Origin of the sequence: Ancylobacter terrae (assembly GCF_045108345.1) — a bacterium.
GTDB lineage: Bacteria > Pseudomonadota > Alphaproteobacteria > Rhizobiales > Xanthobacteraceae > Ancylobacter.
This window is the reverse complement of record NZ_JBJGXH010000003.1, coordinates 341,242-367,088: the sequence shown is the minus strand read 5'-3', so window position 1 is coordinate 367,088 and position 25,847 is coordinate 341,242. Positions and strand designations below refer to the sequence as shown.

The 25,847-nt window shown below is 70.4% G+C and carries 25 protein-coding genes; 19 read left to right on the top strand and 6 right to left on the bottom strand.

Annotation, left to right across the window (positions count from 1 at the left end):
• Nucleotides 1-47: 47 nt before the first annotated feature.
• From fabI to ACEUEL_RS18225, 3 genes are all read right to left on the bottom strand, one after another.
• Nucleotides 48-863 carry an enoyl-ACP reductase FabI gene (gene fabI, locus ACEUEL_RS18235; protein ID WP_405708274.1) on the bottom strand — a complete coding sequence of 272 codons (816 nt, stop codon included), beginning with the start codon at nt 861-863 and terminating at the stop codon, nt 48-50.
• A gap of 125 nt (nt 864-988) precedes the next feature.
• A complete protein-coding gene (locus ACEUEL_RS18230) occupies nt 989-1,954 on the bottom strand; it encodes a DnaJ C-terminal domain-containing protein (protein ID WP_405708271.1) in 966 nt (321 codons plus the stop codon).
• A 182-nt stretch (nt 1,955-2,136) separates the two neighbouring features.
• Entirely contained in the window at nt 2,137-2,550 is a 414-nt protein-coding gene (locus ACEUEL_RS18225; RefSeq protein WP_405708269.1) for an RT0821/Lpp0805 family surface protein, read from the bottom strand.
• A gap of 168 nt (nt 2,551-2,718) precedes the next feature.
• Between ACEUEL_RS18225 and pdxH the strand changes: the two genes are divergently transcribed.
• Nucleotides 2,719-3,360 carry a pyridoxamine 5'-phosphate oxidase gene (gene pdxH / locus ACEUEL_RS18220; RefSeq protein WP_405708266.1) on the top strand — a complete coding sequence of 214 codons (642 nt, stop codon included), beginning with the start codon at nt 2,719-2,721 and terminating at the stop codon, nt 3,358-3,360.
• Nucleotides 3,361-3,374: 14 nt separating this feature from the next.
• Nucleotides 3,375-4,136: an SDR family NAD(P)-dependent oxidoreductase gene (locus ACEUEL_RS18215; RefSeq protein WP_405708264.1), complete on the top strand. Its 762-nt coding sequence runs from the start codon at nt 3,375-3,377 to the stop codon at nt 4,134-4,136.
• A gap of 165 nt (nt 4,137-4,301) precedes the next feature.
• Here the strand turns inward: ACEUEL_RS18215 and ACEUEL_RS18210 are convergent, their stop codons facing one another.
• Together ACEUEL_RS18210 and ACEUEL_RS18205 are read right to left on the bottom strand one after the other, a co-directional pair.
• A complete protein-coding gene (locus tag ACEUEL_RS18210; protein WP_405708261.1) occupies nt 4,302-5,285 on the bottom strand; it encodes a magnesium transporter CorA family protein in 984 nt (327 codons plus the stop codon).
• A 143-nt stretch (nt 5,286-5,428) separates the two neighbouring features.
• Nucleotides 5,429-5,647 carry a hypothetical protein gene (locus ACEUEL_RS18205; protein ID WP_405708258.1) on the bottom strand — a complete coding sequence of 73 codons (219 nt, stop codon included), beginning with the start codon at nt 5,645-5,647 and terminating at the stop codon, nt 5,429-5,431.
• A gap of 286 nt (nt 5,648-5,933) precedes the next feature.
• Here ACEUEL_RS18205 and ACEUEL_RS18200 point away from each other — a divergent pair, with 286 nt between their 5' ends.
• Nucleotides 5,934-6,536: a L,D-transpeptidase gene (locus ACEUEL_RS18200; RefSeq protein WP_405708256.1), complete on the top strand. Its 603-nt coding sequence runs from the start codon at nt 5,934-5,936 to the stop codon at nt 6,534-6,536.
• A gap of 84 nt (nt 6,537-6,620) precedes the next feature.
• Here the strand turns inward: ACEUEL_RS18200 and ACEUEL_RS18195 are convergent, their stop codons facing one another.
• Complete coding sequence (locus tag ACEUEL_RS18195) at nt 6,621-7,469, bottom strand: DUF2076 domain-containing protein (protein WP_405708253.1); 849 nt, start codon at nt 7,467-7,469, stop codon at nt 6,621-6,623.
• 174 nt (nt 7,470-7,643) lie between these two features.
• On the opposite strand from ACEUEL_RS18195, the gene ubiE reads away from it, so the two are divergent.
• From ubiE to ACEUEL_RS18115, 16 genes are all read left to right on the top strand, one after another.
• Complete coding sequence (gene ubiE / locus ACEUEL_RS18190) at nt 7,644-8,408, top strand: bifunctional demethylmenaquinone methyltransferase/2-methoxy-6-polyprenyl-1,4-benzoquinol methylase UbiE (RefSeq protein WP_405708250.1); 765 nt, start codon at nt 7,644-7,646, stop codon at nt 8,406-8,408.
• 18 nt (nt 8,409-8,426) lie between these two features.
• The gene (ubiB, locus tag ACEUEL_RS18185; RefSeq protein WP_405708247.1) at nt 8,427-9,995 is read left to right on the top strand and encodes a 2-polyprenylphenol 6-hydroxylase; all 1,569 of its coding nucleotides are present in this window, start codon (nt 8,427-8,429) and stop codon (nt 9,993-9,995) included.
• Nucleotides 9,996-10,065: 70 nt separating this feature from the next.
• Nucleotides 10,066-11,340 (top strand): bifunctional phosphopantothenoylcysteine decarboxylase/phosphopantothenate--cysteine ligase CoaBC, encoded by a 1,275-nt coding sequence (gene coaBC, locus ACEUEL_RS18180; RefSeq protein WP_405708457.1) that lies wholly within the window; start codon nt 10,066-10,068, stop codon nt 11,338-11,340.
• Nucleotides 11,337-11,813, top strand: coding sequence for a dUTP diphosphatase (gene dut / locus ACEUEL_RS18175; protein WP_405708244.1), 477 nt, complete (start codon nt 11,337-11,339; stop codon nt 11,811-11,813). The genes coaBC and dut overlap by 4 nt, the downstream gene beginning before the upstream one ends.
• Before the next feature lie 9 nt (nt 11,814-11,822).
• Entirely contained in the window at nt 11,823-12,260 is a 438-nt protein-coding gene (locus ACEUEL_RS18170) for an RrF2 family transcriptional regulator (RefSeq protein WP_405708241.1), read from the top strand.
• A 109-nt stretch (nt 12,261-12,369) separates the two neighbouring features.
• Nucleotides 12,370-13,350, top strand: coding sequence for a cysteine synthase A (gene cysK / locus ACEUEL_RS18165; protein ID WP_405708238.1), 981 nt, complete (start codon nt 12,370-12,372; stop codon nt 13,348-13,350).
• A gap of 238 nt (nt 13,351-13,588) precedes the next feature.
• The gene (locus ACEUEL_RS18160; RefSeq protein WP_405708235.1) at nt 13,589-16,120 is read left to right on the top strand and encodes a sensor histidine kinase; all 2,532 of its coding nucleotides are present in this window, start codon (nt 13,589-13,591) and stop codon (nt 16,118-16,120) included.
• Between the two features lie 7 nt (nt 16,121-16,127).
• The gene (gene tsaE / locus ACEUEL_RS18155) at nt 16,128-17,702 is read left to right on the top strand and encodes a tRNA (adenosine(37)-N6)-threonylcarbamoyltransferase complex ATPase subunit type 1 TsaE (RefSeq protein ID WP_405708232.1); all 1,575 of its coding nucleotides are present in this window, start codon (nt 16,128-16,130) and stop codon (nt 17,700-17,702) included.
• A 17-nt stretch (nt 17,703-17,719) separates the two neighbouring features.
• A complete protein-coding gene (locus ACEUEL_RS18150; RefSeq protein WP_405708454.1) occupies nt 17,720-18,424 on the top strand; it encodes a nucleotidyltransferase family protein in 705 nt (234 codons plus the stop codon).
• 80 nt (nt 18,425-18,504) lie between these two features.
• Nucleotides 18,505-18,792 carry a hypothetical protein gene (locus tag ACEUEL_RS18145; RefSeq protein ID WP_405708229.1) on the top strand — a complete coding sequence of 96 codons (288 nt, stop codon included), beginning with the start codon at nt 18,505-18,507 and terminating at the stop codon, nt 18,790-18,792.
• A gap of 291 nt (nt 18,793-19,083) precedes the next feature.
• On the top strand, nt 19,084-19,869 hold the full coding sequence (gene cpaB, locus ACEUEL_RS18140) for a Flp pilus assembly protein CpaB (protein ID WP_405708226.1): 786 nt from the start codon (nt 19,084-19,086) through the stop codon (nt 19,867-19,869).
• Between the two features lie 11 nt (nt 19,870-19,880).
• On the top strand, nt 19,881-21,311 hold the full coding sequence (locus ACEUEL_RS18135) for a type II and III secretion system protein family protein (RefSeq protein WP_405708224.1): 1,431 nt from the start codon (nt 19,881-19,883) through the stop codon (nt 21,309-21,311).
• A gap of 12 nt (nt 21,312-21,323) precedes the next feature.
• Nucleotides 21,324-22,052, top strand: coding sequence for a CpaD family pilus assembly protein (locus tag ACEUEL_RS18130; protein ID WP_405708221.1), 729 nt, complete (start codon nt 21,324-21,326; stop codon nt 22,050-22,052).
• Between the two features lie 11 nt (nt 22,053-22,063).
• Nucleotides 22,064-23,341 carry an AAA family ATPase gene (locus ACEUEL_RS18125; protein WP_405708218.1) on the top strand — a complete coding sequence of 426 codons (1,278 nt, stop codon included), beginning with the start codon at nt 22,064-22,066 and terminating at the stop codon, nt 23,339-23,341.
• A 16-nt stretch (nt 23,342-23,357) separates the two neighbouring features.
• Nucleotides 23,358-24,812, top strand: a complete 1,455-nt coding sequence (locus ACEUEL_RS18120) for a CpaF family protein (RefSeq protein ID WP_405708215.1) — start codon at nt 23,358-23,360, stop codon at nt 24,810-24,812.
• Nucleotides 24,813-24,816: 4 nt separating this feature from the next.
• Complete coding sequence (locus ACEUEL_RS18115) at nt 24,817-25,797, top strand: type II secretion system F family protein (protein WP_405708212.1); 981 nt, start codon at nt 24,817-24,819, stop codon at nt 25,795-25,797.
• The last annotated feature ends 50 nt before the right edge of the window (nt 25,798-25,847 follow it).

Here is a 25,847-nt window from a genome sequence, read left to right as displayed (position 1 = left end):
GCAATCGTCTCCATCGGCGGCGCATCGCGCCCGGCAGGGAAAGAGGTTCAGTCGCGCTCCAGCGTCAGGTCGGGCGCTTCCGGGTTCTTCATGCCGACGATGTGATAGCCGGCATCGACATGGTGGATCTCCCCGGTCACGGCCCGGCCGAGATCGGACAGCAGATACATGCCGGTATCGCCGACCTCGTCGATGGTGACGGTGCGGCGCAGCGGCGCGTTCAGCTCGTTCCACTTGAGGATATAGCGGAAATCGCCGATGCCCGACGCCGCGAGCGTCTTGATCGGGCCGGCCGAGATGGCGTTGACGCGGATGTTCTTGGGGCCGAGGTCGGCGGCGAGATAGCGCACGCTCGCCTCCAGCGCCGCCTTGGCGACGCCCATGACGTTGTAGTGCGGCATCCATTTCTCGGCGCCGTAATAGGTCAGCGTCAGCAGCGAGCCGCCATTTGTCATCAGCTTCTCGGCGCGCTGGGCAACGGCGGTGAAGCTGTAGCAGGAGATCAGCATGGTCTTGCTGAAATTCTCCGCCGTGGTGTCGACATAGCGGCCGTCGAGCTCGTTCTTGTCGGAGAAGGCGATGGCGTGGACCACGAAGTCCAGACCGCCCAGCACCCGCTCGGTCTCGGCGAAGACGGCATCGATGGTGGCGGGATCGGTCACGTCGCAATGGCCGACGACGGCGGCGTCGAGTTCGGCGGCGAGCGGTTCGACGCGCTTCCTCAGCGGCTCGCCCTGATAGGTGAGGGCGAGACGAGCGCCCTGCGCCGCCGCGGCCTTGGCGATCCCCCAGGCGATCGAGCGGTTGTTCGCCACCCCCATGACGAGGCCGCGCTTGCCGCTCATGAGACCGCCCGATGCCATACCCTGCTCCGTCGCCGCATGCCGCAAGGGCATGCCTGTCCACGGCAACCCGGACGGGGTCGCCTGCCGATCCTATTGCACAGCAGCGGGAGCGGCTCAAGCCGCCCCTCTGCGGGGCCGGTGGCTCAGCCCTGCTCCTCGCGCCGGCGTCGCATCAGCGCCTCCAGCTCGGCATCGGGCGTCTCCGGTAGCGCGATCCGCACGGTGATCAGCAGATCGCCGGTGACGTCCTCGCTCTTCGGCAGCCCCTTGCCGCGCAGGCGGAAGGTGCGCCCCGAACTGGTCCAGGCCGGGATCGACAGTTCGACCGAGCCGGTCAGCGTCGGCACCCGCAGCTTGGTGCCGAGCACGGCGTCGGCGAGCGGCAGGGCCTGGTCGGTCTTGAGGTCTGCGCCATCGACACGGAACACCGGATGAGGCGCATAGGTGACGACGACGAAGGCGTCGCCGGGCGGACCGCCGAGCGGGCTCGGCTCGCCCTGGCCCTTCAGCCGCAGCCGGTAGCCTTCCTGCGCGCGCGGCGGAATCTTGACTTCGACCGTGCGGCCGTCGGGCAGGCGCACCTTGGTCGGGCCACCCTCCATGATTCGTTCGAGCGGCAGCGGCACGGTGATCTCGATGTCGTTGCCCCGGCCCGGCTCCCCACCGGCCGCGCGCCCGCCACCGCCGCCACGGGAGAAGCCGCCGAGGATGTCCGAGATGACGTCGTCGAAGCCGCCGGCACCGAAGCCGCCGCCCTGGGGGCGGCCGCGCCGCATGCCGTCGGTGCTGAAATGAAAGCTCTCGAACGGCGATTCCCCGCCCATGTCGGGGCGCGGACCGCGCCGGAAGCCACCGCCGCCGCCCGGGAAGCCCTCGAAGCCGCGCGGCTTGCCTTCGGCGTCGATCTCGCCGCGGTCGAACTTGCCCCGCGTCTCGGGGTCCGAGAGGATCTCGTGGGCGCTGTTCAGCTCGGCGAACTTGTCCTGCGCCTTGGGGTCCGACGTGTTGGCGTCGGGGTGCAGCTTCTTCGCCAGGCGCCGGAAGGCGCGCTTGATCTCATTCTGGTCGGCGTTGCGGGCCACGCCGAGCACGTCATAGGGGTCGCGCATGGATTCTCATCTCGCCCGGAGGTTCCGGCTGGCGCCCGGGAAACCGGACGCCGTCATGCTCGTCGCATTCTCGTAGAGCGGCGCGCAACGCACGTCGCCTGAAAATGCACCGGCACCGCTCATGTGGGATCTGTGTTGCCGTTGCGCAACGGTCGCGTCGTGCCGCGCAGGCTGCTTCCCGCTCAGCTGCGTTCCAGCAGCCGCGCATTGCTGATCGCCCATTCGCTGCGGCCCTTGCGGCACGCCTCGCCTTCGAGCCAGCGCTCGTCGCCCTCGCGTACGAGACTGACGAGGAAGCCCCGGCACGCGGATGGGGCACTGGCCTCGCCGAGCGGCGTGGCGGTGCCGCGCCATCCGCTCGCCGGGTTCTCCCACGGCACGCTCGGCGCCCCGCTCCGGGTCGCCAGCGCCTCGGCGAGCGCCCGCCGCGCGCTCACCCAGTCGTCGACGCCCACGCCCGCGGGAACCGCTTCGCCCGGCGCCATGGCGACGGGGCGGGGTGCCGTCGAGCCGGTGACAATCGGGTCGGTGGCGATGCCCATGCCCGCACAGCCGCCCAGCAGCAGGGCGATCCCGGCGCAGCAGAGCGCTGGCATGGCCGGCAGACCGATCGCGCGCAGGCCCCCCGCGCGGGTTTCATGTGGGCGGCCGGGCGCAGGTCGGCTATAGGGACTGCGGCGGCCGGTTGGCCCGCCGGATTCCCGCGTCCCACGATACACAAACACCACGGCCCCCGCCTCTGGTCACGCACGACTGATCGGCACATGGAACAGCGCGAAGAGTTAATTTCTGGTGATTTCACCGCCGCTACGGAGCCATTTCGCCTTTTCGAGGAATGGCTTGCGGAAGCGACCCGGAGCGAGCCGAACGATCCCAACGCCATGGCGCTGGCGACCGTCGACGCGAGCGGCCTGCCGGATGTGCGCATGGTGCTGCTGAACGGGCGCGATGCCCGCGGCTTCGTCTTCTACACCAACACCGAGAGCGCCAAGGGCGAGGAACTCGCGGCCAACCCGCGCGCGGCCGTGGTGTTTCACTGGAAGTCGCTGCGCCGTCAGGTGCGGGTTCGCGGCCCGGTCGAGCGTGTCACCGACGCCGAGGCGGACGCCTATTTCGCCTCCCGCCCGCGGCTGTCGCAGATCGGCGCCTGGGCCAGCCGGCAGTCGCGCCCGCTGGAGGGGCGCTTCGCGCTGGAGGCGGCGGTGGCGAAGGTGACGGCGCAATACGCGCTCGGCAGCGTGCCGCGTCCCCCCCACTGGACCGGATTCCGCATCCGCCCGCTGCAGATCGAGTTCTGGCACGACCGGCCGTTCCGGCTGCACGACCGCATCATCTTCCGCCGCGCCGGCACCGGCGAGGAGGGCCTCGATGCGGCGCAGTGGAGCAAGACACGGCACTATCCGTGAGCTAAGAAACAGCGATGGCACCCAACACCGCGTCCCAGACCAACCAGCCCCGCCGCATCCTGCTGCTGACCGGCGCCTCGCGTGGCATCGGCCACGCCACGGTGAAGCGGTTTTCCGCGGCCGGCTGGCGGGTCATCACCTGCTCGCGCCACCCGTTCCCGGAGAACTGCCCGTGGGAGATGGGCCCGGAGGACCACCTCCAGGTCGACCTCGCGGATTCGGCCGACACCCTTCGGGCCATCGAGGAGGTGAAGCAGCGCCTGCCGGACGGCGAGCTGCACGCCCTCGTCAACAATGCCGGCATCTCGCCCAAGGGAGCGGGCGGCGCGCGGCTTAACACCATCAACACCCCGGAAGAGGACTGGCACCGGGTGTTTCAGGTGAATTTCTTTGCCCCCGTGCTGCTGGCGCGCGGCCTGCTCGAGGAACTGAAGCGCACCCATGGCGCGGTGGTGAACGTTACCTCCATCGCCGGCTCGCGGGTGCATCCCTTTGCGGGGGCCGCCTACGGCACCTCGAAGTCGGCGCTGGCGGGACTGACGCGCGAGATGGCGGCGGATTTCGGCCCGCTCGGCGTCCGGGTGAACGCCATCGCCCCGGGCGAGATCGACACCTCGATCCTCTCCCCGGGCACCGACAAGATCGTCGAGCAGATCCCGATGCACCGGCTCGGCACGCCCGACGAGGTGGCGAAGATCATCTATGTGCTGTGCACCGAGACCTCGTCCTACCTGAACGGCGCCGAGATCCACATCAATGGCGGCCAGCACGTGTGAGCGGACGCTCCGGGCACGCCATCGCTGCGTGCCGTAATCCCGGACGAAGCGGAGCGCAGAGCCGGGATCGTCATCCGTGCAAGGCTCCCGGACGATCCCGGATACGGCCGACAGCCGTTCCCGGATGATGAGCGCGAGGGCAGCAACTCCGCCGCGAGTTCCGCCCTACAGCCAGCGCTTCCACTTGAAGAAGGCGTAGGGCAGCACCGCGGCCACCAGCATGGCGAAGAGCGCGATCGGGTAGCCCCAGGTTTCCGTCAGCTCCGGCATGTGGGTGAAGTTCATGCCGTAGACCGAGGCGATCAGCGTCGGCGGCATCAGCACCACCGAGAGCACCGCGAAGATCTTGATGATGTTGTTCTGCTCGATCGAGACCATGCCGAGTGTCGCATCGAGCAGGAAGGTGATCTTGTCGCCGAGATAGCTCACATGGTCGGTGAGCGACGTGGCGTCGCGGTGCATGCTCTTGAGCGTCGCCCGCTGTTCCTTGGAGAGCGAGGGCGCCTGCCCGTCGGTGTCGGCGGCGAGGAAGGTGACCAGCCGGGCGATCGAGACGAGGCTCTCGCGCACCTTCGAGGCGAGGTCGGCCTTGCGCCCCAGCACGCGCAATATGGCGCGGTAACGCTGGCTGGCGTCGTCGCGGGCGCCGTTCCGCTCGAAGACGCGGTTGGAGACCAGGTCGATCTCGGCGCCCAGCCGCTCGAGGATGTCGGCCGCGCGGTCGACGATGGCGTCGAGGAGATCGAGCAGGATCTGCTCGCCGCCCGGCTTGGCGGGGCAGGAGCGGCCGAGGCGGGACTGCAGGATGTTGAAGGGCGTGGGCTGGTCGTAGCGCACCGTCACCAGCCGTCCGGCCCGCAGGATGAAGCTCACGGCGGCGAGCTTGGGGTGCTCGGTATCGGCCGCGCAGACCACGCTGCCGGTCATCACGCGGGCGCCGTTCTCGACATAGAGCCGGCTCGACGGCTCGATCTCGACCATCTCCTCGCGCGTAGGCACGCCGAGATTGAGGCCGAGTTCGACGAGGGCTTCCTCGTCCGGCGTCGGGCTGATCAGGTCGAGCCACAGCGCATCCGGTGGCAACGGCCCCCCGGCCGCCACGACATGCTTATCCAGCACACCGGCGCGCGGACAATAGGCGTGCAGCATGGATCCTCCGGGGGCGGGCGGCCGAGGTGGCGCGGCAAAGCGCATGCACGCACCGGGCCGGTGCGCGCGGGACTGTCCGTCCGATGTGAGGTGCTGCGCGAGCGGGGGGCGGGCGCGCCGTCAGGGCCTCCGAGGCCCGGGCGTCAGGCCGCGAAGTGCTCGATGTCGCGAAGGGTGATTACCTTCTCGGCCTCGGGCTGCGCCTCCGTCTTGGCGGCAGCGGGGGCCTTTTCCGTGGCAGCGGCGTAGCGGGCGGCCGCGGCGACGGCAGAGATGCCGATTTCACGCCAGTGAACGCTTTGCTGCGAACGATCCCAACGTTCGCTTCCGGGCTGAACTTCCCGGGACTCGTCGGTCGACATGACTTCCTCCATCGCCGCCGCCCTGTGCAGGGACGACCTGCATACTGAATGGGCAGCGACTGCGTCAAAAATAAGCATTCCCGGCGTCGTTGATAAGGCCAATCTCGACCGTGAAGCCTGCTCGGCTGCGTTGTGGTAAAACTGCGACATTTCCGCAACATGCAGCGGCCAGACGCATGGCCGGGCTTCATGGCCTCTTCAAGGCAAACCGGACTTCGGCTAATGGACAAGGGAGAGCATTCGCTGGCCCGGCGTCCGGCGAATCGTCGTTTTAAAGAGGCATAACATGACGTTGCGTAGGGTCGTGGTGGCGCTCCTGGTGCTGACCGCAGGTGCCTGTACCCAGGTAACGCGCCAGGCAGCCCCGGAAACGGCGATGAAGCCGCGGGACAAGCAGCTTCTTGCCAACGCGCCTTACAAGAAGGTGCTGCCGCCGGATCAGTACCAGCGGTCGATCGTCGACTATTCCGGCTCGCAGAAGCCGGGCACCATCGTCGTCGATACCGACAAGAAGTACCTCTACTATGTCGAGGACGGCGGCAAGGCGATCCGCTACGGCGTCACCGTCGGCGAGGAAGGCCTGGCCTTCCGCGGCGAGGCGAAGGTCGGCCGCAAGACGGAATGGCCGACCTGGACGCCGACCCCCGAGATCAAGCAGCGCCTGTCGGGCATCCCGGACTTCGTCGGCCCCGGCCCGCACAACCCGATGGGTGCCCGCGCCCTCTATCTCTATCAGGGCAACAAGGACACGCTGTTCCGCATCCACGGCACCAACCAGCCCGAATATATCGGCCAGGCGATCTCCTCGGGCTGCATCCGCATGCTGAACGAGGACGTCATCGATCTCTACAACCGCGTGCCGCAGGGCACCAATGTCGTGGTGCTCTGACCGCGCACCCGATCAGCCTCGTCTGATGGAAAAGGCCGGGTTCAACCCCGGCCTTTTTGCGTTGAGCGTTCCGGTCGCGGCGGCTCAGGCCCAGCCGGTGTCGTCATAGCCCCCGTCCAGCCCGCCGTCGAAGCCGGTATCGTCGGTCGAGGCGAGATGGTCGTCGAGGCCGAAGGGATCGCTGAGATCGCCGGACGCCGTGGACGCGTCGGCAGCCTCCTGCGTGCCGTCCGGCTTGGCATCCGCGGCATCCTTGCCGCCGTCCTTGCCGGAATCGCCCCACGGGTTCCAGAAGCTCCCAGCATCGCCGCCGGTGTTCGCGGTCGTGTCGCCCGCGCCGGCCGGCGCCTCGGCGGCCTTGGCCTCGCCGCCGCCGAACGGGCTGCCCGAGCCGCCCATCATCGAGCGGATGCCGTCATACAGCAGCGCGCCGCCGGCGACGCCCGCCGCCGTGGTCAGCGCCGATGAGAGAAAGCCGCCGCCACCCGCGCCGAAGCCGGGCCGTGCGAAAGGCGATTGCGGCGGTGCCGCCGGCGCGAGACGCGGATCGCCATAGCCGGCGGACGGGGACGGTGGGACGGGAAAGCCCTCGCGGCCGCCGGCGCTCGGCACCGAGGTGCCGCGCCCGGCCCCGAACAGCCCGCCGAGGAACGAGCCCTGGGCCGCGTCGGGCGTCTGCCGGGTGGGCGGCGCGGTATCGAGCCGCGCCTGGAGCTGGTCGACCTGCGCCTGCAGCTCCTCAAGACGTGCATTGGCTGCTCGCAGCGCATGCTCCTGCACCAGCACCGATTGCGCCAGCGCATAGGGCGCATGCGGCGCCTCGCGCACGCGCTGCGCGATCAGCGCTTCGGCCTCAGTGTCGCGGGGCGCGTCGGCGACCTGGCGCAGCCGCTCAAACAGGCCGTCGATGAGGGCACGTTCTTCGCTGTTCATCGTTCCACTCCATGGCGTCGATGCCCTTGATATGAAGACGCGTCGGTGGCGGAGAAGGGGCGCCCTCGGTGAAATTTTCGTAAGGGCACGCCGGTCGGCATCCCGATGCGGGGGAGTTGGCGTCGGCGCGTCACCTCCGCTATGGTCCGGCGCGATTTTCAGCGAGAGGACGCGATGGCCGACAGCCACGCCGACGACACCCATTTCGGCTTCCGTACCGTGCCGCTGGGCGACAAGCAGCGCATGGTCGACGAAGTGTTCCATTCCGTCGCGCGCCGCTACGACCTGATGAACGACCTGATGTCGCTCGGCCTGCACCGGGCCTGGAAGGACGCACTGGTCTCCAAGCTCCGCCCGCCGCGGTCCGACCGCCCCTTCGCCCTGCTCGACGTCGCCGGCGGCACCGGCGACGTTTCGTTCCGCACCGTCGAGGCGGGTGGGCCGAACGTCACCGCCACCGTCGCCGACATCAATGCCGGCATGCTCGAGGTCGGCCGCGAGCGGGCCGAGGCGCGCGGCCTGTCGGATCGCGTCGCTTTCGTCGAGGCCAATGCCGAGGACCTGCCCTTTCCGGACCGCTCCTTCGACGCCGCCACCATCGCCTTCGGCATCCGCAACGTGCCCCGCATGGACAAGGCGCTCGCCGGCATGCGTCGCGTGCTGAAGCCGGGCGGGCGTTGCTTCGTGCTGGAATTCTCGCGCGTCGACGTGCCGGGGCTCGATGCGATCTATGACGCCTATTCATTCCGGGTCATCCCCGGCCTCGGCCGGATGGTCACCGGCGATGCGGAGTCCTATCGCTACCTTGTCGAATCGATCCGCCGCTTCCCGAGCCCCGAGGCCTTCGGCGAGATGATGAAGGCTGCCGGCTTCTCGCGGGTCGGCTGGACGGCGATGACCGGCGGCGTCGTGGCGCTGCATGCCGGCGTCCGGCTCTGAGCCGGGGAGAGGCGTCACGTGGGTACCGCACTGGGAGACGGTCTGCGCCTGATGCGCGCGGGCTATGTGTTTGCCCGCGAAGGCGTCGTCACGCGCTTCGATCCGGCCGGCATGCCGCCGGGGCTCGCGCCGCTGCTGCGCCTGGCCCGGCTGATCGAGCGTCGCGACGCCGGTCCCGGTTCGGTGCGGCTGTCGGCGGCGCTCACCCGGCTCGGCCCCTCCTATGTGAAGCTCGGCCAGTTCCTGGCGACGCGGCCGGACGTGGTCGGCCCCGTTCTGGCGAAGGACCTCGAGAACCTGCAGGACCGCATGGGCCCGTTCCCGCAGGCGGTGGCCGAGGCGACCATCGCCCATACGCTGGAGCGCCCGGCGAGCCTCGCCTATGCCAGCCTGTCGGCGCCGATTGCCGCCGCCTCCATCGCGCAGGTCCATAAGGGCGAGGTGCTGGACGTCGACGGCACGCGCCGCGCGGTTGCCGTGAAAGTGCTGCGGCCCGACGTCGCCCAGCGCTTTCGCGCCGATCTCTCCTCCTTCTACCGCGCCGCCCGGCTCGGCGAGCGGATGTCGCCGGAAGGCCGGCGCCTGCGCCTCGTCGCCATCGTCGACACGCTGGCGCGCTCGGCGACCATGGAGATGGACCTGCGGCTGGAGGCAGCCGCCCTGTCGGAGCTCGCGCAGAACACCGCCGAGGAAGCCGATTTCCGCGTGCCGGCAGTCGACTGGGACCGCACCGGGCGCGAGGTGCTGACCACCGAATGGATCGACGGCATCAAGCTGAACGATCTCGACGGGCTGCGCGCCGCCGGCCACGACCTGCCGAAGCTCGGCGCGGCGCTGATGCAGTCCTTCCTCCGCCACGCGCTGCGCGACGGCTTCTTCCACGCCGACATGCACCCGGGCAACCTGTTCGTCGACGGCGAGGGCCGTCTGGTGGCGGTCGATTGCGGCATCATGGGCCGCATCGGCGCCAAGGAGCGGCGCTTCCTCGCCGAGATCCTGTTCGGCTTCATCACCCGCAACTGGCGCCGCGTCGCCGAGGTGCATTTCGAGGCCGGCTACGTGCCCTCGCACCATTCTGTCGATGATTTCGCGCAGGCCATCCGCGCCATCGGCGAGCCGATCCATTCCCGCCGCGCCGACCAGATCTCGATGGCGAAGCTGCTGACGCTGCTGTTCGAGGTCACCAGCCTGTTCGACATGAAGACGCGGCCGGAGTTGCTCTTGCTCCAGAAGACCATGGTAGTGGTCGAGGGCGTTGCCCGCTCGCTCGATCCCCATCTCGACATGTGGAAGACCTCCGAGCCGGTGGTGCGGGTGTGGATCGAGCGCAATCTCGGCCCGGCCGGGCGGATCGAGGACGCCGCCTCCGGCTTCGGTGCGATGGCGCGCGGCTTCGCCTCGCTCCCGGCGCTGATCGAGCACGGCCAGGCCATCGCCGCCCAGCTCGACGCCGCGACGCGGGACGGCCTCGCCTTGTCGCCTGATACGGTCGAAGCGATCGGCCGGGCGGAAGGGCGCGGCAATCGCTGGGTGACGATCGCGCTGTGGGTGATCGCCGGCCTGCTGGCGGCGCATTTCGTCTTCTGATCCGGTCGCCCGGCTCGGCAGGGCGCCGATTTGCCGCTAAGAAGCGGAGGCGATCCGCTCCGCACGGGAACTGCGCATGCTCGAAGGCCGGACGATCCTTCTCATCATCGGCGGTGGCATCGCCGCCTATAAGAGCCTCGACCTGATCCGCCGGCTGAAGGAGCGCGGCGCACGCGTGCGCGTGGTGATGACGGCGGCAGCGCAGCATTTCGTTACCCCGCTCGCGGCCGGGGCGCTCAGCCATGAGCCGGTGTTCACCGAGCTGTTCGACCGCGCCGCCGAGCAGGACATCGGCCATATCCGGCTGGCGCGGGAGGCCGACCTCATCCTCGTCGCCCCCGCCACCGCCGACCTCATGGCGAAGATGGCCAACGGCCTCGCCGATGATCTCGCCACCGCCGTGCTGCTGGCGGCGACCGCGCCGGTGCTGGTGGCGCCGGCGATGAACCCGGCGATGTGGGCGCACCCGGCGACCCGGCGCAATGTCGCGCAGCTCAAGGCCGATGGCGTCGCCTTCGTCGGCCCGGAAGCCGGCGCCATGGCCGAGCGCGGCGAGGCGGGGGCGGGCCGCATGGCCGAGCCGGTCGCCATCGCCGAAGCCGCGGCCGCCCGGCTCGGCGCGGCGCAGACGGGCGGTGTGGAAAAGCCGCTGGCCGGCAAGCGCGTCCTCGTCACCTCCGGGCCGACCCATGAGCCGATCGACCCGGTGCGCTACATCGCCAACCGGTCCTCCGGCAAGCAGGGCCACGCCATCGCCGCCGCCGCCGCCGCGCTGGGCGCCGAGGTGATCCTGGTATCGGGCCCGGTCAGCCTGCCCGATCCGGCGGGCGTCTCCGTCCATCACGTCGAGACCGCGCGGCAGATGCTCGCGGCGGTCGAGGCGGCGCTGCCGGTGGATGCCGCCATCTTCGCCGCCGCGGTCGCCGACTGGCGGACCGCGAGCGAATCGGGCCAGAAGATGAAGAAGGAGCGCGGCGGCGGGCCGGCGGCGCTGGCGCTGGTCGAGAATCCCGACATCCTCGCCACCATCGCCCATCGCACCGCCCTGCGCCCGCGCCTCGTCGTCGGCTTCGCGGCGGAGACGCAGGATGTCGTCGCCCACGCGCAGGCGAAGCGGGCGCGTAAGGGCTGCGACTGGATCCTCGCCAATGACGTGTCGCAGGATGGCGGGCAGGCCGCGGGAATACCGGGAGGGGTGATGGGCGCCGACAGCAACATCGTGCATCTGGTCAGCGCGGCCGGAGTCGAGCACTGGCCGCTGGCCAGCAAGGCCGAGGTGGCGCGCCGGCTGGCCGAGCGCATCGCCGCCACGCTTGCCGGAAAGGACGAGGACCTCGCCCGATGACCCGGCTGGATGTCGCCTTCCGCCGCCTGCCCCATCATGGCGGGCTGCCCCTGCCGGCCTATGCCACCGAGGGCGCGGCCGGTCTCGACCTCGTCGCCGCGCTGCCGGAAGGCGAGCCGCTGGTGCTGTCGCCGGGCGCCCGCGCCGCGGTGCCGACGGGGCTCGAGATCGCCCTGCCCGCTGGCTATGAGGGGCAGGTGCGTCCCCGCTCCGGGCTCGCGCTGAAGCAGGGGCTCACCGTTCTCAACGCGCCCGGCACCATCGACTGGGACTATCGCGGCGAGGTGAAGGTGATCCTGGTCAATCTCGGCGACTCTGCCGTCACCCTCGAGCGCGGCCAGCGCATCGCCCAGCTCGTCGTCGCACCGGTCACGCGCATTCGTCTCGTGGAGGGCAGTGATTTGGAAAAAACAACACGGGGAAGCGGTGGATTCGGGTCGACGGGGCTCGACGGCGCGCCCTTATCGCGCTAGCCACAGGGCATGCCGCGCTTATCGGACAAGAGCCTGCTCGCCCTCGCCGCCGTCGTCGACGTCGCGCTGCACGCGCGCGGCACGCCGGTGGCCGCCAAGGCGCTCGCCGCCCGGCATCAGCTGCCTCCGCGCCATCTGGAGCCCGTGCTGCAGGCGCTGGTGCATGCCGGCGTGCTGAAGGGGGTGCGTGGTCCGCGCGGCGGCTACGAACTCGCCCGCGAGCGCCGCCGCATCACCGTCGCCGAGGTGGTCCGCGTGGTGGAGGCCGAGGACGAGGCCGCGCTGGAAGGGTTTCCGGGTATCGTCCGAGACGTGGTGCAGCCCGCCGTCGCCGAGGCCGAGCGTACCTTTGAGACGGCGCTGGAGGCGGTGACGATCGAGGCGCTCTGCCGCCGCGCCGCCCAGGGCAATCGCGGCATGCCAGAAGGCATCGATTTCACTATATAGTTATGTCCAATTTTTAATTGGTCGACCGTTATACGTGAATATGCTAGGCAGGCGCCGGACAAGGCGGTCCAAGCCGCCTGCATCATCAGGAAACGAACCGGAGACAGCCATGGCCGATTCCGCCGGCAAGACCACCCCCTCCTCTGTTCCCGGCCGCGGCAAGGTCTATGCGTCGATCACCGACACGGTCGGCGATACCCCGCTGGTCGAGCTCCAGCGCCTGCCCGGCACCCGCGGCGTCGAGGCTCGCATCCTGCTCAAGCTCGAATTCTTCAACCCGCTTGCGAGCGTTAAGGACCGCATCGGCGTATCGATGATCGATGCGCTTGAAGAGGCGGGCGTCATCAAGCCGGGTACCGTGCTGGTCGAGCCGACCTCCGGCAATACCGGCATCGCGCTCGCCTTCGTGGCCGCCGCGCGCGGCTATCGCCTCATACTGGTGATGCCGGAATCGATGTCGGTCGAGCGCCGCAAGATGCTGGCGCTGCTGGGCGCCGAGCTGGTCCTCACCCCGGCGGCGCAGGGCATGCGCGGTGCCGTGGCGAAGGCCGAGGAACTGATCAAGGAACTGCCCGACGCGGTCATCCCGCAGCAGTTCCGCAATCCGGCCAACCCGGCGGTCCACCGGCGCACCACCGCCGAGGAGATCTGGAACGACACGGCCGGCGGGGTCGACGTGGTCGTTTCGGGCGTCGGCACCGGCGGCACCATCACCGGCCTCGGCCAGGTGCTCAAGCCGCGCAAGCCGGGCCTGCGCATGGTCGCGGTCGAGCCGGAGGACAGCCCGGTGCTCTCCGGCGGCCAGCCCGGCCCGCACAAGATCCAGGGCATCGGCGCCGGTTTCGTGCCCGAAGTGCTGGATCGCTCGGTGATCGACGAGGTGGTGACGGTCGGCAACCAGACCGCCTTCGAGACCGCCCGCGCCGTCGCCCGGCTGGAGGGCATCCCGGTCGGTATTTCGTCCGGCGCGGCGGTCGCCGCGGCGCTGGAAGTGGGCGCGAGGCCGGAGATGGCCGGCAAGACCATCGTCGTGATCATCCCCTCCTTCGCCGAGCGCTACCTCTCCACCGCCCTGTTCGAAGGGCTCTGAGCGGACCGGGTCCACACGCTCCGTCCGCATCGATCGCGTCACCGGCCCGGGCGTGCCCCGCGCCGTTGCGTTTGCACGCCGCCTGGGCAGCGATCGCCCTTGCGACGCGTCATCCCGGTGCGCGGGACCCTCGCGCCCCTTCTAGCGCGACTCCCGCTTCGCTACAGTCGTGATGATTCGGGCGGACGCGTCGGGGATGCGCGGTCGCGCGTGTCGCGGATTGGGGGATGAATTCGGGATGGCGCAACCGGCCGGAAGGACGGCGAGGCGGCGCGCTGACGCATGCCGGAAAGGCCTGCGGCGGGGGCTGGTGCACGCCACGCGCCCGGCGCTGGCGGCGGGCGCGATCATCGCCACCGCGGCGGTGCCCGCGCGCGCCGATATCGCCGGTGCGGTCTCGGCCGTCGCGCTGACGCTCGGCCAGCTCGACCGTGGCGCGCTGATCGGCTTCGCCCTGTTCACCGGCCTCATTGCCTTCGCCACCACCACGGCGATCGTCCATGTCCGTTTCCGCCTCGCCGCCATCCGCCGCGAGGCGCAGGCGCAGAGCGAGCTGTCCCGGCTGGAGGCGCAGATCGAGGAGGGACGCGCCCTGCTCCTCGCCGAGCCGCAGGTCGTGGTGGTCTGGCGCGATCCCGCGCATCCTCCCGAGATCATCGGCAACGCCGGCGCCCTTACCGGCGGCGTCGCCCCGTCGCGGCTGCTGGCCTTCGGGACCTGGCTCTCCCCCGCCTCGGCTTACGCCATCGAGCAGGCGCTCGATGCGCTGCGCAAGCGCGGCACCTCGCTGGCGCTCGGGCTGATCGCCCAGGATGGCCGGCATGTCGAGGCGGACGGCCGCCCGGTCGGCAGCGCGGTGGTGCTGCGCCTGCGCGACGTCAGCGGTCTCAAGCTCGACCTCGCCCGTCTCGCCGAAAGCCACCGCGCGCTCGACGAATCGGTGTCGGCGCTGCGCCGGCTGCTGGCCGACCTGCCCGCGCCGGTCTGGGTGCGCGATGCGGGCGGCCGGCTGAGCTGGAGCAATCCCGCCTACGCCCATGCGGTGGAGGCGAAGGACGCGGCCGATGCGGCCGCGCGCAACCTCAACCTGCTCGGCAACGATGCGCTGCGGGCCGCCGCCGATGCCCGCGAATCCGGCCGCTTCTCGGCGCGGCTGCCGGTGGTGGTGGCCGGCGCCCGGCGCGTGCTCGACGTGCTCGAGGTGGCGTCCGGCGACAGTGTCGCCGGCATCGCGCTCGACGCCACCGCGGTGGAGAGCGCCCGGGCCGAGCGCGAACACATCATCAATTCGCACCGCCGCACGCTCGACCAGCTCTCGACCGCCGTCGCCATCTTCGACGGCGAGCAGCGGCTCGTGTTCCACAATGCCGCCTATGCCAGCCTGTTCGAGCTGGAGCCGGCCTTTCTCGAGGAGCGCCCGACCGACCTCGCGGTGCTGGACCGGCTGCGCGCCAGCCGCCGGCTGCCCGAGCAGGCCGACTTCCGCGCCTGGCGGGCGCAGCTGCACGAGGCCTATCGGGCGCTCGAGCCGCGCGAGCACTGGTGGCACCTGCCCGGCGGGCGCACGCTGCGCGTCGTTGTCGCCCCCAACGCCGAGGGCGGCGTCACCTATCTGTGCGACGAGGTGACCGAACGCCTCGCGCTGGAGAGCCGCTACAACGCGCTGATCCGCATCCAGAGCGAGACGCTCGACGCCCTCGCCGAGGCGGTGGCGGTGTTCGGCAGCGACGGCCGGCTCGGCCTGCACAATTCCGCCTTCCTGCGGCTGTGGCGGCTGCTGCCCGCCGCGCTCGCCGAGCACCCCCATGTCGACGCCGTGGTGGCGCTGTGCCGCCCGCTCGATCCCGGCGCCGCCGCCTGGGAAACCCTGCGCGCCGCCGTCACCGCCATCGAGGAGCGCGCCCCCGCCGACTTCCGCATGGAACGCGTCGACGGCGTGATCCTCGACGGCTCCACCCAGCCGCTGCCCGATGGCGGCACGCTGGTCACCTTCCGCGATGTCACCGACAGCGCCAATGTCGAGCGCGCGCTGGTCGAGCGCAACGAGGCCCTCGTCACCGCCGACAATCTCAAGAGCGCCTTCGTCAGCAAGGTGTCCTACGAGCTGCGCTCGCCGCTCACCACCATCATCGGCTTCGCCCAGCTGCTCGACGACACCGTCATCGGCCCGCTCAACGACAAGCAGCGCGCCTATGTCAGCCACATCACCGAATCGAGCGCGGCGCTGCTCGCCATCATCAACGACATTCTCGACCTCGCCACTATCGACGCCGGCGCCATGGTGCTCGACCTCGCCGAGGTCGATGTGCGCGCGGTGATGGAAGGTTCCGCCGAGGGCCTGCGCGACCGCCTCGCCGAGGGCGGCGTCCATCTCGTCATCGAGGCGCCCGACGGCATCGGCCGCTTCCGCGCCGATGCCAAGCGCGTGCGGCAGATCCTCTACAACCTCCTGTCCAATGCGGTCGGCTTCTCGCCCCCGGGCGCGACCGTCACGCTCGCCGCCGAGCGGCGGGACGGGGCGATCCGGTTCCGCGTCCATGACCAGGGTCCGGGCATTCCGGCGGAGATCGGCGCCCGCGTGTTCGACCGCTTCGAGAGCCACACCACCGGCACCCGCCACCGCGGCGTCGGGCTGGGCCTCTCGCTGGTGCGCTCGCTGACCGCGCTGCACGGCGGCTCGGTCGCGATCGGCGCCGGGCCGGGCGGCGGCACGCTCGTCACCTGCACCTTCCCGCTCGACAGCGGCGCCGGCCGGGCCGCCGCGGAGTAGCATCGCCATGGCCGACCACATTCTCGATACGACTCACTGGGATGTCGTGCTGCCCGACGAGGGCGCCACGCGCCGCCTCGCCATGGACCTCGCCGCGCTGCTGGCGCCCGGCGACACCCTCGCGCTGTCGGGCGATCTCGGTGCCGGCAAGACCACGCTGGCGCGCGCCCTCGTCCGCGAACTCGCCGCCGACGACCGGCTCGACGTGCCGAGCCCGACCTTCACCCTGGTCCAGTCCTATGATCTCGCCCGCGCGGCGGTGGTCCATGCCGATCTCTACCGCGTCGCCGACGAGGCCGAGCTCGACGAGATCGGCTGGTACGAGATGACCGAGGGCGCCATCGTCCTCGTGGAATGGCCCGAGCATGCCGGTGCGGCGCTGCCGGTGGAGCGGCTCGACGTGCAGCTCGCCCTCGCCTCCGACATGGGGCCCAATGTGCGGCGGGCCCGGCTGTCCGGCCATGGCCGCTTCGCCGCGCTGCTGCGCCGGGTGCGGGCGACGCGGGCGTTGATCGACCTCGCCGGTTTCGGTCCGTCCCGCCGGCGCCATCTGCTCGGCGATGCCTCGACCCGCGCCTATGAGCGCCTCTACGGTGCCAAGCGCGACGCCATCCTGATGATCGCTCCGCGCCGGCCGGACGGCCCCCCCGTGCGCAACGGGCTGCCCTACAGCGCCATCGCCCATCTCGCCGAGGACGTGAAGCCCTTCATCGCGCTCGCGCGCGGGCTCAAGGCGCGCGGCTTCTCTGCCCCGCAGATCTATGCCGCCGACCTCGACAACGGCCTGCTCGTGCTGGAGGATCTCGGCACCGAGGGCGTCGTCTCGGGCGCGCCGACCGCGCCCATCGTCGAGCGCTACGAGGCCGCCGCCGACGTGCTGGCGGCGCTGCACGGCTTCGAGCTGCCCGCGAGGCTGCCGGTCGGCTCGGGGATCGATCACGTCATCCCCGCCTACGACCTCGAGGCCTTCCTGATCGAGGTGGAGCTCCTCCTCGACTGGTACCTGCCCCATCGCGGCCGCCCGGCCCCGTCGGCGGCCGATCGCGAGGTGTTCCGCCAGCTCTGGTCGCGCGTGCTTACCTTGCCGCTGGCGCAGAAGCCGACCTGGGTGCTGCGCGACTATCATTCGCCGAACCTGATGTGGCTGCCCCAGCGCAAGGGGCTGGAGCGCATCGGCCTGCTCGATTTCCAGGACGCGGTGATGGGTCCGCCCGCCTACGATCTCGCCTCGCTGGCGCAGGACGCGCGCCTCGACGTGCCCGAGGAACTCGAACTCGCGCTGGTGAGCCGCTATGCGAAGGCGCGCCGCGCCGCCGAGCCCGCTTTCGACGTGCGCAGCTTCGCCGCCACCTACGCCATCCTCGGCGCCCAGCGGGCGACCAAGATATTGGGCATCTTCGCCCGGCTGAAGCATCGCGACGGCAAGCCGCACTACCTGCGCCACATTCCCCGCATCTGGCGCTACCTCGACCGCTGCCTCGCCTTCCCCGACCTCGACCCGCTGAAGGACTGGTACGCCGCCCATGTGCCCCCGCCCGAGGCGGAGGCCGTGCCCGAGGCGCTGGCGGAGGCGGCGCGGTGAGCCGTGTGACGACGGCGATGGTGCTGGCGGCCGGCATCGGCAAGCGCATGCGGCCCCTGACCGACACGCGGCCAAAGCCGATGGTGGAGGTGGCTGGCCGCATGCTGGTCGACCGCGTGCTCGACCGGCTGGACGCGGCGGGAGTCGAGCGGGCGGTGGTGAACATCCACCATCATGCCGATCTGCTGGAGGCGCATCTGGCGCGCCGCGCCCGCCCGGCGATCACCATCTCCGACGAGCGCGGCGTGCTGCTGGAAACTGGCGGCGGCGTGCTGAAGGCGCTGCCGCTGCTCGGCACGGCGCCGTTCTTCACCATCAATTCCGACACGATCTGGATCGAGGGCATCCGGCCCAATCTGCGCCGCCTCGCCGCGCAGTTCGATCCCGGGCGGATGGATGCGCTGCTCCTGCTGGCGGCGACCTCCGCCTCGATCGGCTATGACGGGCCGGGCGATTTCCTCATGGACGCGGACGGCCGGCTCGAGCGGCGCGGCGAGCGCGGCATCGCTCCCTTCGTCTATGCCGGTGCCGCCGTCCTGACACCCGATCTCTTCACCCGCGCCCCGCTTCCCGCGGGCGCCTTCTCGCTGAACCGCCTGTTCGACCGGGCCGGTGCGGCGGGGCGCCTGTTTGGGCTGCGGCTCGAGGGCGTGTGGATGCATGTCGGCACGCCCGGCTCCGTCGTCGAAGCGGAGGAGGCGATCCACCGCTCGGCCGACTGAGCGGCGGTAGCGGGCGGGAGTTGCCTGGGCGGCACCCGTCGGGCGAGACTGGCCGCATCCCCTTGATGCGGAGCCTCGTCATGGACCAGCCGGAAACCTCCCGCCGCGATGTTGCGGCGCTTGCCATGGGCGGGCTCGCCGCCGCGCTCCTCGCCACGCTGCCGGCGGGATCGGCTGAGGCCTATCAGGGCAATATGGAGCGCGCTCTTTCCGCCCTCTACGACGCGCTGGCCTCGCTGCGCGAGGCCACGCCGAACAAGGGCGGTCACCGCGAGGAGGCGATCAACCTCATCCGGCAGGCGATCGCGCAGGTGCAGGAGGGCATCGCCTTCGCGGACCAGCACGGCGGCGGCGGGCCGACCCCGTAGGTCGCCTTGCCCGTGCGCCCGACCTCTGCGTTTACCGTTGCGGAGGTGATTCGGCACCGCCGGCGGTACGATTTCCGCGTGCAGCATGCCCCGTCGTCCCCCGAAAAACCGAGGCGGCGCGCCGTTCCGGCCCCTGGTGGCGCTGCAACCGGCGATGGGACCGGGCGCGCCCATGTCTAACGCATTCTTACCGCGAGATTCGAAATAGATACGCCTCATTAACCATGAATTGACGTTTGCATGGTCGAATGACTCCCAACAGATCGGAAGCCGATCGCCGGGGAGCCATCGATGAAAGCCGCGCGTATCGTTGTTCTTGTCGTCGCCGTCGCTGCGGGCGGGCTGGCCTTCATGCTCTCGCGCGGGCGCTCGACGGCGGTGCAGGCCCCTGTCGCCACCAACGTTACCATGGAGGGCGTGCTGGTCGCCCGGCGCGACATCGGCGTCGGCCAGAACCTCGTCGCCGATGACCTCGTTTGGGAGCAGTGGCCGAAGAACGCCGTCGGCGACGTGATGATCCGCCAGTCCGCCCGCCCCGGCGCAGTGGACGAGCTCAAGGGCGCGGTGGCCCGGGGCACCTTCGTCACCGGCGAGCCGATCCGCGAGCAGAAGCTGATCCGGGCGGGCGGCTCGGGCTTCATGTCCGCTATCCTGCCGAGCGGCATGCGCGCCGTCTCCACCGAAGTGCAGGAAGACAAGCGCGCCGGCGGTTTCATCCTGCCGAACGACCGGGTCGACGTCATGCTGACCCGGAAGGACCCCGAGGCGCAGAAGCGCAATGTCGACGCCTTCATCACCGAGACCGTACTGACCAATGTCCGCGTGCTGGCGATCGGCCAGACCATCGAGGACAAGGAGGGGCAGCGCTCGGTGGCCGGCAAGGCCTCGGCGACGCTGGAGCTGACGCCGCAGCAGGCCGAGATCCTCGCCCAAGCCAGCGAGGCGGGCACGCTCGCCCTCGCCCTGCGCAGCCTCGCGGATTCCTCCCCCTCCGCCAGTGACCATCAGCCCAAGCGCGAGGCGAGCTCGATGAGCATCGTGCGCTTCGGCATCCCCTCGATCGCGACCACCCGGTGAGGTCGATCCCCATGTCCACGCAGCTTCGCCCCTTCCGCCTTCTTGCTGCCGCGTGCATGGCCGGGCTGGTGCTCGCCACCGCGCCGGCCGCCCGGGCAGCCGATCCGTCCGGCTATGCCGTCAACGCCGTGCGGGCCCAGGTGCTCGCCCTCGGCGTCGGCAAGTCGGTGGTGATCGACCTGCCGCGCGACACCAACGACGTGCTGGTGGCGAATCCCGCCATCGCCAACGCGGTGGTGCGCTCCTCGCGCCGGGCCTATCTGATCGGCGTCACGCCGGGCCAGACCAGCATCGTCTTCTTCGACGGCGAGGGCCGGCAGATCGCCGCCTACGACGTCGAGGTCGGCCGCGACGGCACCGGCATGAAGGCGGCGCTGCAGCGCCTCCTCCCGAACGCGTCGGTGAACGTCGACATCGTTAACGACAGCGTCGTGCTCTCGGGCCAGGTCGCCAATGCCGGGGAGGCCCAGATCATCGTCGAGGCCGCCGCCAAGCTGGTCGGCGACCCGAACAAGGTGGTGAACGGCCTCACCATCAAGGACAAGGAGCAGGTGCTGCTCAAGGTAACGGTCGCCGAGGTCCAGCGCAGCGTCATCAAGCAGCTCGGCGTCGACTGGGACATCAACAATCTCAGCGTGGGCAGCATCGTGCTAAACGGCGCCACCGGCTTCCCCTTCCCGGTGAACGGCGGTCCCGGCAACAATCTCGGCGGCACCTACACCCAGAGCGGCGGCGGCAGCATCAACGCCACGGTGAAGGCGCTGGAACAGGCCCGGGTGTTCCGCACCCTCGCCGAACCGACGCTGACCGCCATCTCCGGCGAATCCGCCGACTTCCTCGCCGGCGGCGAGCTGCCCTACCAGACCTGCACCATCTCCAACGGCTCCTGCACCTGGACGACGGAGTTCAAGCCGTTCGGCGTGCAGCTCAAGTTCACGCCGGTGGTGCTGGCCTCGGGGCGCATCTCGCTGCGCGTCTCGACCGAGGTGAGCGAGATCGACCCGACGCTCTCGACCACCAACCGCCTGATCCTCGGCACCTTCTCCTCGATCGAGAATACCACGCCGGGCTTCTCCATCCGCCGCGCCACCTCCACCGTGGAGCTGCCCTCGGGCGGCTCGGCGGCCATGGCCGGCCTGATCCAGCAGAAGACGCGCCAGGCCATCTCCGGCCTGCCGGGCTTGCTCAGCCTGCCGGTGCTCGGCACGCTGTTCAAGAGCCGCGACTACCAGCGCGGCGAGACCGAGCTCGTGATCCTGGTGACGCCCTATCTCGCCAAGCCCGTCGCCAACAGCAACCTCGCCCGCCCCGACGACGGCTTCGCCGATCCGTCCGACCCGTCCACCGTGCTGCTGAGCCGGCTGAACCGCATCTACGGCGTGCCGGGCACGGCGGCCGATCCGCAACGCTTCGAAGGCCGCTACGGCTTCATCATCGACTGAGGGTGGCTCGACATGACACGTCCCATCGCTGCCATGGCGCTGCTCGCCACCCTCGCCGGGGCCTGCACGCCGCAACTCGCCGACCGTGAGATCACCGGGTCGATCTCCTCCGACTACCGCGTCAACCACCCGATCCGGATGGTCGACGGCCAGTACAGCATCGATCTCTTCGTCGGCGCCGGCCGCGGCGGGCTCACGCCCGACCAGCGCGCGCAGGTCGCCCAGCTCGCCGGCATGTGGCGGCGCGAGAGTTCGGGCGCGCTGACCATCTTCGTGCCCAGCGGCACCCCCAATGAGCGGACCTCCAGCGGCACCGCGCGCGAGGTCCGCAGCATGCTGACGGCCTATGGCGTGCCGGCGGGGGCCATCCACACCCGCGCCATCCGGCCCCAGCTCGCCCAGCCGGGCGACCTCGCCCCGATCCGCCTGGTCTATTCGCGGGTGCAGGCGGAGGTCGACGGCTGCGGCCTGTGGCCCGACGATCTCGGCCCGACCATGGCCCGTTCCAGCTTCGAGAATCGGCCCTACTACAATTTCGGCTGCTCGACCCAGAAGAACCTCGCGGCGATGGTCGCCAATCCCGAGGACCTCGTGCAGCCGCGCCCCGAGACCCCGCCCTGGGCCGCGCGGCGCCAGACTGTCATCGAGGCCTACACCAAGGGCCAGGACCCCTCGACGGTCTATGTCGACTCCGCCACCAACGCGGCGGCCAACGTGTCGAACGCCGTCGGAACCCAGTGAGGAGGGACGCCATGGCCACGCTCGCTTCCGCCGCCGCATCCGATCTCCACGACGGTCTCGCCCGCGTCCCCGCGCGCGACCTCACCGTGCCGCCGCTGCCGCGCGTCTCGGTGCAGGCCTTCTGCGAGGGCGCGGCGCTCGCCGGCCAGCTGCAGGCCGCCGCTGCCGACCGCCGCATGGCGCGCGTGCATTTCCGCCTCCAGATGGGCGGCCTCGCCGCCGCCGAGGAGGCCTATCGCGACGCGCCGACCCCCAACGTCATCGTGGTCGAGAGCCCGGCGACCCGCGAGGCGCTGTTCGAGGGGCTCGACCGCCTGTCTAACTACTGCGATGCCGACACCCGGGTCGTGGTCATCGGCCGGCTGAACGACATCACCCTCTATCGCGACCTGATCCGCCGCGGCATCTCCGACTATCTGATCGAGCCGGTCGAGACCCTCGACATCATCGCCGCGCTGTCCGGCCTGTTCACCGTGCCGGATGCGCGCCCGCTCGGCCGCACCCTCGCCGTGCTCGGTGCCAAGGGCGGGGTGGGCGCCTCGACCGTCGCCCACAACCTCGCCTTCGCCATCGCCCGGGACTTCGCGCTCGATGCGGTGATCGCCGATCTCGACCTGCCCTTCGGCACCGCCGGGCTCGACTTCAACCAGGATCCTCCGCAGGGCACCGCCGACGCCGTGCTGGCTCCCGAACGCGTCGACGCCGCCTTCATCGACCGTCTGCTGTCGAAATGCGCCGAACGCCTCAGCCTGCTCGCCGCCCCGGCGACGCTGGAGCGCACCTACGACCTCACCGCCGAATCCTTCGAGCCGCTGTTCGACACGCTGCGCAACACCGCCCCGATGATCGTGCTCGACGTGCCGCACCTGTGGACCACCTGGGCGCGGCACGCCGTGCTGGGCGCCGACGAGGTGGTCATCGTCGCCGCGCCGGACCTCGCCAATCTGCGCAACGCCAAGAACCTGTTCGACCTGGTCCGCGCCGCCCGCCCCAATGACCGCCCGCCGCGCTACGTGCTGAACCAGGTCGGCGTGCCCAAGCGCCCCGAGATCCGGGCGGCGGATTTCGCCAAGGCGCTGGGCGCCGAGCCGCTCGCCGCCATCCCCTTCGACGCGGCGCTGTTCGGCACCGCCGCCAATAACGGCCAGATGGTCGCGGAGGTGAACGGCACCCACAAGGCCACCGAGGCCTTCCGCTTCATCGCCCAGACGATCACCGGCCGGGTCGAGGCGAAGCGCCCGGCGCGCTCCGTGATCGGGCCGCTCTTCGCCAAGCTCCGCAAGCGCTGAACGGATAGGCATCGTCATGTTTGGAAAGCGAGGCACTGGCGGATCGGGAGCGGCCGGCGTCACCCCGGCGCCCGCGGCGAGCCCGCGTGCCGCCCCCCCGCCCGCCCCGGCGGTCGTCGTCCCGGTCGGCGCCGGTCCCGCACCGGCGAGCCCGCCGCCGCTGGCGCCGCGCCGCTCGGAGAGCTTCTACGAGACCAAGAGCCAGATCTTCGGCGCGCTGATCGAGGCCATCGACCTCTCCCAGCTCGCCCGCCTCGACGGCGTCTCCGCCCGCGAGGAGATCCGCGACGTCATCAACGAGATCATCGCGATCAAGAACATCGTGATGTCGATCGCCGAGCAGGAGGAACTGCTCGAGGACATCTGCAACGACGTGCTCGGCTACGGCCCGCTGGAGCCGCTGCTGGCCCGCGACGACATCGCCGACATCATGGTGAACGGCGCCGAGACGGTCTATATCGAGGTCGCCGGCAAGATCGAGCGCAGCTCCATCCATTTCCGCGACAACCAGCAGCTCCTCAACATCTGCCAGCGCATCGTCAGCCAGGTCGGCCGCCGCGTGGATGAGAGCTCACCGATCTGCGACGCCCGCCTGCCGGACGGCTCGCGTGTCAACGTCATCGCCCCGCCGCTGGCGATCGACGGCCCCACCCTCACCATCCGCAAGTTCAAGCGCGACAAGCTGACCCTCGACCAGCTCGAGCGCTTCGGCTCGATCACGCCGGAAGGCGCCGAGGTGCTGAAGGTGATCGGCCGCTGCCGGGTCAACACGCTGATCTCGGGGGGCACCGGCTCGGGCAAGACCACGCTGCTCAACTGCCTGACCCGCTACATCGACACCGACGAGCGTATCATCACCTGCGAGGACGCCGCCGAGCTGCAGCTGCAGCAGCCGCATGTGGTGCGCCTCGAGACCCGCCCGCCCAATCTAGAGGGCGAGGGGCAGGTCACCATGCGCGACCTGGTCCGCAACTGCCTGCGCATGCGTCCCGAGCGCATCATCGTCGGCGAGGTGCGCGGACCCGAGGCGTTCGACCTGTTGCAGGCGATGAACACCGGCCATGATGGCTCGATGGGCACGCTGCATGCGAACTCCCCGCGCGAGGCGCTCTCCCGCCTCGAATCGATGATCACCATGGGCGGGTTCTCGCTGCCCTCGCGCACGCTACGCGAGATGATCTGCTCGTCCATCGACGTCATCGTGCAGGCCGCCCGCCTGCGCGACGGCTCGCGCCGCATCACCCACGTCACCGAGGTGGTCGGCATGGAGGGCGACGTCATCATCACCCAGGACCTGTTCGTCTACGAGATCCTCGGCGAGGACGCCAATGGCCGCGTCATCGGCCGTCACCGCTCCACCGGCATCGGCCGGCCGCGCTTCTGGGACCGCGCCCGCTATTACGGCGAGGAGGTCCGGCTCGCGCGGGCGCTCGACGCCGCCGAGGTGGCCGGCGAGCCGCTGAGGGGATGAGGCTATGGCCGAAACGCTGCTGATCCCCGTCCTCGCCATGCTCGCCGCCGGCGGGCTCGCCTATGTCTTCATCTTCCCGCTGCTCTCCGGCGAGCGGACGGCGGAGCGGCGCAAGCGCGACCTCGCCCTCGCGGAGACCTCCATGCGCCGCGCCACCCGCGGCACCGACATCGGCTCCTCGCGCCGCCAGCAGGTCGAGGAATCGCTCAAGGACCTCGAGGCGCGCCAGCGCAATGCGCGCAACCCGCCGCTGCAGACCCGCATCACCCAGGCCGGCGTCGAGTGGACCAAGCGCCAGTTCATCGTCGGCAGCGCCGTGCTGGGGTTCGTCGCCTTCCTGCTCGGCACGCTGTTCGGCTGGCCGCTCTACATCGCCGCCGGCTTCGGCTTCGTCGCCGGCTTCGGCCTGCCGCGCTGGTGGCTCGGCTTCCGCAAGCGTCGGCGCGACGCCGCCTTCCTGCGCGAACTGCCCAACGCCGTGGACGTCATCGTGCGCGGCATCAAGTCGGGCCTGCCGCTCGGCGACTGCCTGCGCATCATCGCCGCCGAGGCGCAGGAGCCGGTGCGCTCGGAGTTCCGCCGCGTGGTGGAAACCCAAACGCTCGGCATCCCCCTGCCGGACGCCTGCGCCCGCCTCTACGAGCGGGTGCCGCTGGCGGAGACCAGCTTCTTCGCCATCGTCGTGGCGATCCAGACCAAGGCCGGCGGCAATCTCTCGGAGGCGCTCGGCAACCTCTCGCGCGTGCTGCGCGACCGTCGCCGCATGCGCGAGAAGATCCAGGCGATGAGCATGGAGGCGAAGGCATCCGCCGCCATCATCGCCTCGCTCCCGGTCGCCGTCATGGTCCTGATCTACCTGTCCACGCCGGACTACATCTCGCTGATGTGGACCGAGCCGCTCGGCCGCGTGATGCTTGCCGGCTGCGCGTTCTGGATGTTCTGCGGCGTGATGGTGATGCGGAAGATGATCAATTTCGACTTCTGAGGGCGCCGGCGGCGCCTATCGGCAAGGATTTCAGCACGCGCGGGGCCGGT

Excerpts from the sequence above, each read along its gene's own strand:
- ACEUEL_RS18200 (WP_405708256.1), top strand. The coding sequence starts at position 5,934 with ATGACGTTGCGTAGGGTCGTGGTGGCGCTCCTGGTGCTGACCGCAGGT.
- ACEUEL_RS18225 (WP_405708269.1), bottom strand. The coding sequence starts at position 2,550 with ATGCCAGCGCTCTGCTGCGCCGGGATCGCCCTGCTGCTGGGCGGCTGT.
- ACEUEL_RS18160 (WP_405708235.1), top strand. The coding sequence starts at position 13,589 with ATGGCGCAACCGGCCGGAAGGACGGCGAGGCGGCGCGCTGACGCATGC.
- ACEUEL_RS18135 (WP_405708224.1), top strand. The coding sequence starts at position 19,881 with ATGTCCACGCAGCTTCGCCCCTTCCGCCTTCTTGCTGCCGCGTGCATG.
- ACEUEL_RS18115 (WP_405708212.1), top strand. The coding sequence starts at position 24,817 with ATGGCCGAAACGCTGCTGATCCCCGTCCTCGCCATGCTCGCCGCCGGC.
- fabI (WP_405708274.1), bottom strand. The coding sequence starts at position 863 with ATGGCATCGGGCGGTCTCATGAGCGGCAAGCGCGGCCTCGTCATGGGG.
- ACEUEL_RS18125 (WP_405708218.1), top strand. The coding sequence starts at position 22,064 with ATGGCCACGCTCGCTTCCGCCGCCGCATCCGATCTCCACGACGGTCTC.
- ACEUEL_RS18120 (WP_405708215.1), top strand. The coding sequence starts at position 23,358 with ATGTTTGGAAAGCGAGGCACTGGCGGATCGGGAGCGGCCGGCGTCACC.
- ACEUEL_RS18145 (WP_405708229.1), top strand. The coding sequence starts at position 18,505 with ATGGACCAGCCGGAAACCTCCCGCCGCGATGTTGCGGCGCTTGCCATG.
- tsaE (WP_405708232.1), top strand. The coding sequence starts at position 16,128 with ATGGCCGACCACATTCTCGATACGACTCACTGGGATGTCGTGCTGCCC.
- cysK (WP_405708238.1), top strand. The coding sequence starts at position 12,370 with ATGGCCGATTCCGCCGGCAAGACCACCCCCTCCTCTGTTCCCGGCCGC.
- ACEUEL_RS18215 (WP_405708264.1), top strand. The coding sequence starts at position 3,375 with ATGGCACCCAACACCGCGTCCCAGACCAACCAGCCCCGCCGCATCCTG.
- ubiE (WP_405708250.1), top strand. The coding sequence starts at position 7,644 with ATGGCCGACAGCCACGCCGACGACACCCATTTCGGCTTCCGTACCGTG.
- dut (WP_405708244.1), top strand. The coding sequence starts at position 11,337 with ATGACCCGGCTGGATGTCGCCTTCCGCCGCCTGCCCCATCATGGCGGG.
- ACEUEL_RS18150 (WP_405708454.1), top strand. The coding sequence starts at position 17,720 with ATGGTGCTGGCGGCCGGCATCGGCAAGCGCATGCGGCCCCTGACCGAC.
- ACEUEL_RS18170 (WP_405708241.1), top strand. The coding sequence starts at position 11,823 with ATGCCGCGCTTATCGGACAAGAGCCTGCTCGCCCTCGCCGCCGTCGTC.
- ACEUEL_RS18230 (WP_405708271.1), bottom strand. The coding sequence starts at position 1,954 with ATGCGCGACCCCTATGACGTGCTCGGCGTGGCCCGCAACGCCGACCAG.
- ACEUEL_RS18205 (WP_405708258.1), bottom strand. The coding sequence starts at position 5,647 with ATGTCGACCGACGAGTCCCGGGAAGTTCAGCCCGGAAGCGAACGTTGG.
- ACEUEL_RS18210 (WP_405708261.1), bottom strand. The coding sequence starts at position 5,285 with ATGCTGCACGCCTATTGTCCGCGCGCCGGTGTGCTGGATAAGCATGTC.
- ACEUEL_RS18195 (WP_405708253.1), bottom strand. The coding sequence starts at position 7,469 with ATGAACAGCGAAGAACGTGCCCTCATCGACGGCCTGTTTGAGCGGCTG.
- cpaB (WP_405708226.1), top strand. The coding sequence starts at position 19,084 with ATGAAAGCCGCGCGTATCGTTGTTCTTGTCGTCGCCGTCGCTGCGGGC.
- ACEUEL_RS18130 (WP_405708221.1), top strand. The coding sequence starts at position 21,324 with ATGACACGTCCCATCGCTGCCATGGCGCTGCTCGCCACCCTCGCCGGG.
- pdxH (WP_405708266.1), top strand. The coding sequence starts at position 2,719 with ATGGAACAGCGCGAAGAGTTAATTTCTGGTGATTTCACCGCCGCTACG.